The sequence below is a fragment of the Mesorhizobium sp. M4B.F.Ca.ET.089.01.1.1 genome, from assembly GCF_004022605.1.
Taxonomy (GTDB): Bacteria; Pseudomonadota; Alphaproteobacteria; order Rhizobiales; family Rhizobiaceae; genus Mesorhizobium; species Mesorhizobium abyssinicae.
Map to the genome: position 1 here is coordinate 1 of NZ_RZOS01000227.1, position 9,147 is coordinate 9,147.

General features: G+C 66.1%; 5 protein-coding genes. 3 read left to right on the top strand and 2 right to left on the bottom strand.

The features are described 5' to 3' along the window. On the top strand, positions 1-448 hold a 448-nt coding region (locus EN780_RS20330; protein ID WP_145970997.1), incomplete at its 5' end, for an alpha/beta hydrolase. Between the two features lie 15 nt (positions 449-463). Here EN780_RS20330 and EN780_RS20335 read toward each other — a convergent pair. Both EN780_RS20335 and EN780_RS20340 read right to left on the bottom strand, forming a co-directional pair. Then, on the bottom strand, positions 464-1,327 hold the full coding sequence (locus tag EN780_RS20335; RefSeq protein WP_128275117.1) for a hypothetical protein: 864 nt from the start codon (positions 1,325-1,327) through the stop codon (positions 464-466). Positions 1,328-1,334: 7 nt separating this feature from the next. Continuing rightward, positions 1,335-2,924 carry an ABC transporter substrate-binding protein gene (locus EN780_RS20340; RefSeq protein ID WP_127283445.1) on the bottom strand — a complete coding sequence of 530 codons (1,590 nt, stop codon included), beginning with the start codon at positions 2,922-2,924 and terminating at the stop codon, positions 1,335-1,337. Between the two features lie 415 nt (positions 2,925-3,339). Here EN780_RS20340 and EN780_RS20345 point away from each other — a divergent pair, with 415 nt between their 5' ends. Both EN780_RS20345 and EN780_RS20350 read left to right on the top strand, forming a co-directional pair. Beyond that, a complete protein-coding gene (locus EN780_RS20345) occupies positions 3,340-5,319 on the top strand; it encodes a hypothetical protein (protein WP_127391747.1) in 1,980 nt (659 codons plus the stop codon). Between the two features lie 11 nt (positions 5,320-5,330). Then, on the top strand, positions 5,331-9,147 hold a 3,817-nt coding region (locus EN780_RS20350), incomplete at its 3' end, for a hypothetical protein (protein WP_128275118.1).

A 9,147-nucleotide genomic window follows, 5' to 3' on the forward strand; every position in this document is an offset into this window, starting at 1 on the left:
CAGCCATGCGACGCGCGGCCATGCCAAAAAACCCGTCGGCCAGCTGCTGATCTATCCCGGCCTCGGCGGCGACCGGTCTCGTGGCTCCTATGTGACGCATGCCGAAGCACCGATGCTGACCGTGCGCGACCTCGAATTCTACAAGCACATCCGCACCGGTGGCGAGGACCGCACCGGCGACATCACGCTGGCGCCGCTCGCCGATGCCGACTTCGCCTACCTGCCGCCGACCGTGCTGATCACCGCCGAATGCGACCCGCTGTCCTCCGACGGCGAGGCCTATCGCGACCGCGTCGTCGCGGCCGGCGGGCATGCATACTGGTTCGAGGAACCGGGGCTTGTGCACGGCTACCTGAGGGCCCGGCACACGGTCGGCCGGGCGCGCGCCAGCTTCACCCGCATCGTCGAGGCCGCAACGGCGCTCGGCAAGGGCGACTGGATCTGGTGAGCCGGCGTCTTTCGCTCAGCCGCGGATGAAGCCGATCAGCGCCTCGGCCATGCGGCGGTCGAATTCCTGCCGGAACAAATTGCGCTTCAGCCAGCTCGGATTGGAACCGACCGTCTTGTTGGCATCGACAACGATGCCCTTGCCGTCGACGATGAAATAGTCGATCGCGCCGTAATCGAGGTGGAGCTTCTCCCGCACCGCCCTGACCTCGTCGGGAACCGCGCCGCCCACTTCGTTGCTGACAATCTTGGCGCCCGCGCACAGCACGTCTTCGTAGACCTGCCGCATGTTGAGTTCGGCGCCGAGCAGGAACATGTAGCGATGTTTCACGATCGGCAGGTCGAGGCTGTCGAAAGCGAATTTCTCCACCATCAGCCTCTCGTCGCGCCAGACCTCCGCCGGAACCTCGGCGATCGTGCCGTAGACGCGGTAGCGCGGGCACAGGCGCTCCTTGTAGTCCGGCGTCGCGATCTTGCGCAACGCATGCGCTGCCCGCGTCCAGCCATTGCGGTATTGCCGCCAGCGCAGCTCGGGCCGGCCCCGGCTGTTGAGCACCGTCTTGACGACGACCGGGCCCGGGTGGCTGTCGCCGTAGTTCAGCCTGAGCGTCGAATAGAGGTGCCGGTGGATGGAGAGGGCGCGGCCGTTGATGGTGCGCTGGTAGAGAATGCCGATCTGGGAATATTCTTGCGGCACTTCCGTCAGGTCGACATGCAGCAGGGCGGCCGGCGCACGGCTGCCGCCCGCCGGACGATCGAGCACGCGCACCTTCAGCCCGGCCTCTTCCACATGAGGCAGCAGCGACTGGATCGAGTATTCCCGCGACGAGCCGAAATTGCTGAGGCTCTCCACATAGACGTCGAGGTCCGCGGCCGCCACCGGGCGGTCAGTCCTGGATGTCGACGCCGGAGAAGTCATGGTGGTCGAAAGGATCCATGACGTAGCCTCGAACCCGTTCGCGCATCGGGATCGACACCACCGAATGCGCGATGACCACCCATGGCGTCTGTTCCCGGAACAGTCGCTGCGCCTCGACATAGAGCTTCGCACGGGCGGCGGGATCGACGATGGCCGCCGCCTGCTTGAGCAGCGCGTCGAAAGCGGCAAAACACCAGTTGGCGCGGTTGGTGGTGCCGACGCCGGCGCAGCCGAGCGGCACTGACAGGAAATTGTCCGGATCGCCATTGTCGCCGGTGAAGCCGAACAGCATGGCGCCATCGCGGTCGCGCGCCTTCGAGCGGGCGAGATACTCGGCCCATTCATAGGTGACGATATCGACACCGACGCCGATCTTGGCGAGATCCGACTGGATCATCTCGGCCATTAGCCGGGCGTTGGGGTTGTAGGGCCGCTGCACAGGCATCGCCCAGACTTTCATGCGCAGATCATGGACGCCGGCGGCGGCGAGCTCGCGCCTGGCGCCATCGGGATCGTAGCCATCGCCGGGAGCGGACTTGTCATAGGCCCATGAGGTCGGCGGCAGCGGATTGCGAGCCAGTTCGCCGGTGCCGCGGAAAACGACATCGACGATCGCCTTCTTGTCGATGGCCATGTCGATCGCCTTCCTGACGCGCGGATCGTCGAACGGCTTCTGCAAGGTATTGAAGGCGAGATAGCCGGTGTTGAGGCCCTCCTGCTGCATCAGCCTGATGCCGGGCGCGGCCTTGATCGCCTCGAGGTCGGCCGGATTGGGATAGGGCATGACATCGCACTCGCCGGCGCGCAGCTTTGCCATGCGGATGCTGGCATCGGTGGTGATGGCGAAGACCAGATCGTCGATCTTCGCCCGGCCGCGCCAGTAGTCCGGATTGGCCTTGTAGCGGATGACCGCATCCTGCTGATAGTCGACAAGCTGGAACGGACCGGTTCCGACCGGCCTTGTCGCCAGGTCCAGCGGACGCTTCTCCGCCAGCAGCCTGTCGGCATATTCCTTCGAGACGACCGACGCGAAATCCAGCGCCAGATCGGCCAGCATCGGCGAGTGCGGCGCCTTCAGCGTCATGACGACGGTGTAGTCGTCGAGCTTGCGCCAGCCGACGACGAGGTCCGGCATGCCGATGCCGTCGAAATAGATGTACTGGCGGCCGGCATAGTTGTGGAAAGGGTTCCCGGCGCTGCCCTGGCGCTCGAAAGTGAACAGCACGTCGTCGGCATTGAAGTCGCGCGTCGGGGTGAAGCCTTCGATGCTGTGGAATCGCACGCCGCGCCGCAGATGGAATGTGTAGGTCAGCCCGTCGTCGGAGACCTCCCATTTTTCGGCGAGGCCGGGACGCACTTTGGTCGTGCCGGGTTCGAACTCGACAATGCGGTTGTAGAGCGCGGTCGCCGACGCATCGCGGGTGCCGGAGGCAAGTGCCGGATCGAATGTGTCGGGACTGGCCTCGGTGCAGTAGACCAGGGTCTTGGCCGCCGACGGCAATGCCGGCGACGAAAGGACGAGCGACGCCAGCAGCAGTATGAGGCGCTTGCCTGTCATGCCCCCTCCCTGACTATCCAACCCTTATCCGCACCAACGCTAACAGAAGGCCGCCGTGGCGGAAAGCCGGCCGCAGGATTCCATCGGCGGCGGCATGAACCTTTCCGCGTCAGCCCGCGACTGACGCTCAGGCGCCGCATGGTGCGGCCCGGGAAAGGAAAACCCAATGACCAGAAACCCAGAGGCTCCACGGTCTCCGGGAACAACAGAAGCTCGGCGCGACCACCGTCTTCGGGACAGGGTCGATGCGCTGGGCTTTCCGCTGATTCCGTTGACCCTGCGTAAGAGCCGGCGTATCGTGAGCATGAGGAAAGCAGACAATTCGATCAGGGAAGAACGTGCCGGAACGCCGAGCCTTGCCCTGATTCGCGCGGCAATGCCGGATGGTTCTTCCATAGACTTCGGGGGGAGTTCTATGTCCTGCGACCAAGGCGCTCTTGCGCACGCTCGTGCCGGCCGTTTGCGCCGCGCGGCAAAGGCAACCAGCGGATTTCTTGCTCTTGCGCTCAGCGCCGGCCTGTGGCTCGGCAGCCCTGCCGGCGCGCAGGAAACCCAGATCATCTATCCTGGCTCGATGGCGGTGACCGGCTTCCCCGGCACCGTCATCCCCAATTTCGACTCTTCCGAGTCCGAAGAGGGGGGCCTTCCGCCCGGCGTCGATCCGGTCGACGAAACCTTCATCGACACCAGCCGCGCCTCCTTGCGCGTCTTCGACGTCTCGCATCTCGGCGGCCCGGCCTCGGGCCAGCTCGTCTACACGCCGCCGCCCTTCGAGGTGACGGCCGGCCAGATCGGCGAGGTCTTCGGCCTCACCTATGACGACGGCGTGCGTGATGGCGTGCCGTCGGGCATCCCGAACCTCTATGCCGCCGCGACTTCGCTGCACGGCATCGAGATCGTCACGCCCGACGCCGACAGTGACGGACGGCCCGAGCGAGAGCGCCGCGGCGCTGCCGGTGCTGCCTTCATGGAAGGCCAGTTCGGCACCGAGAATGGCGGCGGGCCGGGCACGATCTGGAAGATCGACGGCATTACCGGCGCCGTTGCGAAATTCGCCGATATCGACACCAACAGCGGGCCCGGCATCGGCAACCTTTCCTTCGACCCCATCCATCGCCAGTTCTTCGCCTCCGATCTCGACACTGGCCTGATCCATCGCATCGACGCCAACGGCATGCTGATCGACACGTTCGACCATGGCGTCGCCGGACGCCCGGCGCACGGGCTCGACCCGGTCGCCGACGACGGCGCCGTCATGGACATCCAGGGCGCCGCCTTCGACAGCGAAGACCCCGACACATGGGGCTACACCCAGGACGAGCGCCGCGTCTGGGCGGTCGCCTATCACGGCGGCCGGATCTACTATACGGTCGGCGAAAAGGCGGAGGTCTGGTCGGTGGGCATTGCCCGCGACGGCCGCTTCGCCGGCGATCCGCGCTGGGAGCTGACGGTCAAGGCCGACAAGGACTACGCCGTCACCGGCATCGCTTTCGACAACAAGGGCTTCATGTACCTGGCCCAGCGCGGCCCGGTGGAAAACCGCTACGATTACAGCCGCTTCGCCGATTCCGGCAAGGGCGAGGTCATCCGCTACTGGCGCGAGAATCCCGACGATCCGGCGACGGAATCGGTCTGGGTGGAAGAGCCGCAGGAATATGCGATCGGCTTCCCGCAAGGCAACCGCCAGTCGGCCGGCGGCGTCGACCTGCAATATGGCTATGACGCCGAGGGCAATCTCGACACCAGTGTCTGCACCGACACGCTGGTCAACACCGGCGATAAGTTGCGTGACAATCCGGCGCTTGCCGAGCAGCTCGCCGCTGGCGGGCCTTTTGCCGTGCATGGCGTCCAGTTCACACCGACCCCACTGGTCAAGCCGGCCAACGTGCCGCCCTTCGGCTCCTGGTTCGTCGACTTCGACAGCTATTTCGAGGACCCGGAAGTGGAAGGCCATGTCGGCGACGTCAGGGTCTGGCGTCCCTGCGAGGGCCGTGCCGGCTACTATGAGGAAATTCCTGGCGGTTACCTGCCGCCATTCTATCCGCCGGACTTTCCACCGCCCGGCAATCTGCCTCCCTGTCTCGATGTCGAGGATGTCCAGTACTTCTGCACGCCCTCGGGCCTCGAGGCCGATCTCTATCTCCATGACCATGCCGGCTTCGGCGGCGATTCGATCAAGGCTCTGTCCAAGACGCCAGGCGTCGGGGTGACCTCACCCATGTCGCATGCGCCGGGCACGCCATACACGATCGGCATCACCGGCCATTATCCGGGCGACACGGTCGATGTTGGGCTCTGCTTCTACAGGCAGTCAGACCGCGACAAGGGCGGCTACTACCCTTGCTGCAAAATGACCCTGCCGCTCAGAACCCCAGCCGTCAGCTGCGAACCGTGAGGGAGGGAAAGATGACCATTTCCGCGCTTTCCCCGCTTGCTCCGAGCAGCAGCAAACCCACCGTCATGGAGACGATCATGAAACCCCTGTCATATGCCAGGCGCGGCGCGCGCTGGCTGATGGCGGCCGGTATCGCGGTCGCCATGATGCCGGCACTGCCGGCCTTCGCCGAGGACCCCATCCCGGCCAAGATCGTCGAGGCCGCAGGCCCGGAACCCAGGCTTGAGCTCGACAATCCCCGTGTCGTCAATCCCGAGCCGGGGCGCATCGTGCCGTTCTTCACCAAGAAGGGCGGCCAGAGAAGTTGCGACTATGCCTTCTACACGCTGACGTTCGGCCTGCGCGGCAATGCGCAAGCCTTTGCCAATCCCGTGCTTGCCAATGCGCTGAAGAACGCCAGGCTCGACTTCAAGGACCAGCTTCCGCATGGCCTGCAGATCGTCAGCGTGCATGTGTCCGGCGACGGCACCGATGCCGGCGGCGGCGCTCTGCCCGGTGCGGTGATCAGCACCTCGGCGGACCCGAACGACACCGCGACGGTTTCCGATTTCCGGATTTCCGCCAGCGATCTCGACGGCATGGGCGCCGCGAACGAACGCACCATCACCTTCCAGATCGTGGCCAAGATCGACCACGCGGCGTTCCCCGCGCCGGCCATGGTCGACAACCAGGGCACGATCAAAGTGTCGATGGGAGGCGGCCCGGGGACCATCATCCCGTCGCAGGATCCGGGCAAGCCGGATGACGGCGATTTCCTCACCGGCGAGAAGACCTCGATCCGCATCGACTTGACCAAATGTAATCCGCCACCACCACCTCCCGGCAAGGAATGCTTCAAGGTGGAGCGCGGCACGGTCGATTGCGTGCCCGGCGGCGGCGCCTTCATCTACCACATGCCTGTCGGCCCGGAGATGGGCGGCAAGTGGGTGCAGGTCTCGACGACCACGCCCGGCATCACCATCATCCCCGACACGCAGCTGGTGCCGGCGGGCGGCGGCGTGCTCAACTGGAAGATCGTCGGCGCATCGCCCGGTGATGTCATCCACCTCATCGTCACCGGCATCGAGACCTATGCCGGTCCGGAGGAGGGCTGGGGCCTGTGCTGCACGCAGACCATCGACATCGTCATCCCGCGCGATCTCAGATGCCCGCCCGACAAGGAGCCGGACCTCAAGGTCGAGAAGCGCGCCGATGTCACGCGTTGCACGATGGCCGGCGGCTGCGACTTCACCATCAGGGTCAGCAATGTCGGCGGCACCCCCTATCACGGCAAGATCGTGCTCGACGAGGTGACGTTGCCGGCCGGCTCGGTGCTGGATTCCGGCCCGAACCCGCCCTGGGTCTGCGTGCCCGGCGTCACGCCGATGACCTGCACCCATCCGGTGACCACGCTCAACCCAGGCGCCTTTGTCGACCTCAAGCTCGGCTTCAAGCCGGCGCCGGGCTGGCAGGGACGCGCGCTGCGCAACTGCGCCATCTACGACTACCAGGCCAGCGGCAAGCCGCTGTTCGGCAGCCAGCAGAACGATCGCGGCTGCGCCTCGATCCCGATCTGCCGGCGTGGCGATCGCGACCCCGAGTGCCGGCCGCCGGTCGAGAAGAAGGTCGACCTGATCCTGAAGAAGCGTGCCCGCATCCCGGTCTGCACGGCTGACGGCATCTGCTACTTCGTCATCGACCTCATCAACAACGGCAGCGTCCCCTATAACGGACCGCTGACGGTCGTCGACAGCTATCCCGGCGGCGCGCCGGCCTCCTCGACCTTCGGCCCGTCTCCGCCCTGGAGCTGTGGACCGAACGGCCCCGGCCAGTTCCGTTGCGACAATCCCGGCATCGTGCTGATGCCTGGCGCGTCGACGTCGATCGTCGTCAAGGCGGTGATGCCGGCAAACTACCAGTCTGACAGCGTCGAGAACTGCGCCGAGGTCAGGGCGATCCCCGGTGAGGTCGACCTCACCAACAACAAGGCCTGCGCCAAGGAACGCTTCCGCCATCCCAATGGCGGCAAGCCCGGCCTGCGCATCACCAAGGTGTGCAACGGCTCGCTGGCCGGTGCCGCGGTGGTTTCCTGCCGCATCACCGTCAGCAACGCCGGCACGGCGGCCCCCACCGGTCCGGTGCGGGTCAACGATGCCGCCACGCTGGTGGCCGGTGGCGCGCCGGTCCAGATCCAGACCGTCACTCCCGACGGCGCGGAATGGGCCTGCGGACCGGTTCCGGCCAACACGCTGTCTTGCCAGATTCCCGGCGCCGTGATGACGCCCGGAACCTCCAGGCACTTCGACGTGACGGTCTCGGCCAATGGCGAGTTCGAGAACTGCGCGCGCGGCTCCTACGGGCCGGCGCCGGGAGACGACATCGTCTATCCGATCGGCCAGGCTTGCGCCAAGGGCGGCGGGGCTCCGACCATCCGCGTCGAGAAGACCGGCGACAGCGAATGCCAGCCCGGCCAGCCCTGCTCGTTCGAGATCACCATCACGAACGATGGGCCGGCCGCCTTCTCCGGTCCGGTCCGGATCGGCGATGCGATCGGCGTGGAAGGACTGGGCAGGCTGGAAGGCGTCGAGATCACGTCGATTGAGCCGCCCTTCGGCTGCTCGCCGGAACCGACGACGCTGCCTTTGTCCTGCATTGCCAACCTGACGCTCGGCGCCGGGGAAAGCCACGTGCACAATGTCACCATGGTCATCCCCGATGACGGCCGCCTGGCCAATCTGCAGGGCACGGTCAACGGTCAGAACTGCGTTGGCGTCCTGTCCCCGGATACGCGGGTGCAGGGCGGCGGCGACGTGCTTGCCGGCGATCAGGCCAACATCCAGGGCAATCGCGGCAGGGCCTATGCGTGCCATCCCTTCACCATCAGGAACGAGGTGAAGAAACAGTGCTCGGCAGGTTTCGTCATGAACGATGCCGGCCGCTGCGTCTGCCCCGAAGGCACCACCTACCGCAACGGCCAGTGCACGGGCGGCGGCGTCATCGTCGAGCCGAAGCCCAAGCCCTGCGTGCTGCTCAAGGGCCAGATCCGCACCGAGGACGGGCGCTGTGTCTGTCCGCGCGGAACCGAGCTCGAGAACGGCGCCTGCGTGAAGATCACGCAAGGCTGCACCATACCCGGCTCGGTGCCGTCGGCGGACGGCGACAGCTGCTACTGCCCCAAGGGCACGCATCTCGACAGGATCGCGAATGCCTGCGTGCGGGACAAGCAGAAGCCCGAGCAGTGCACCATTCGCGGCCAGGTCCACGACGCGGACGGCGATTGCGTCTGCCCGAAGGGAACCGAGGTGCGCAATGGCGACTGCCGGCCGATCCGGCCGAAACCGGAGCAGTGCCGCATCCCCGGCCAGGTCCGCAATGCCGATGGCGATTGCGTCTGCCCGAAGGGGACAGAGCTGCGCAACGGCGCCTGCCGGCCGATCCGGCCACAGCCCGAGCAGTGCACGATCCGCGGCCAGATCCACGACGCCAACGGCAATTGTGTCTGCCCGAGGGGTACGGAGATCCGCGACGGCGCCTGCCGGCAGAAGAAGCCCGAACTGGAGCAGTGCACCATTCGCGGCCAGGTCCACAACAAGCGTGGCGAGTGCGTCTGCCCGCGTGGCACCGAGGTCCGTGACGGCGCCTGCCGTAGGGTCCGGCAGGAATGCGCGCCGGGTTCGCAGCTGATCAACGGCCAGTGCCAGCCGATCATCATCCTGCGGCGCTGCCCGACCGGGACGACCGGAAAATATCCAAACTGCGTCCCGCTTCGCAAGCCGGGCGTGGAGGTCAACCCGAACCTGCTGCTCAATCCGAACATCCTGCAGCAACTGGTGCCGAGACGCACGCCGC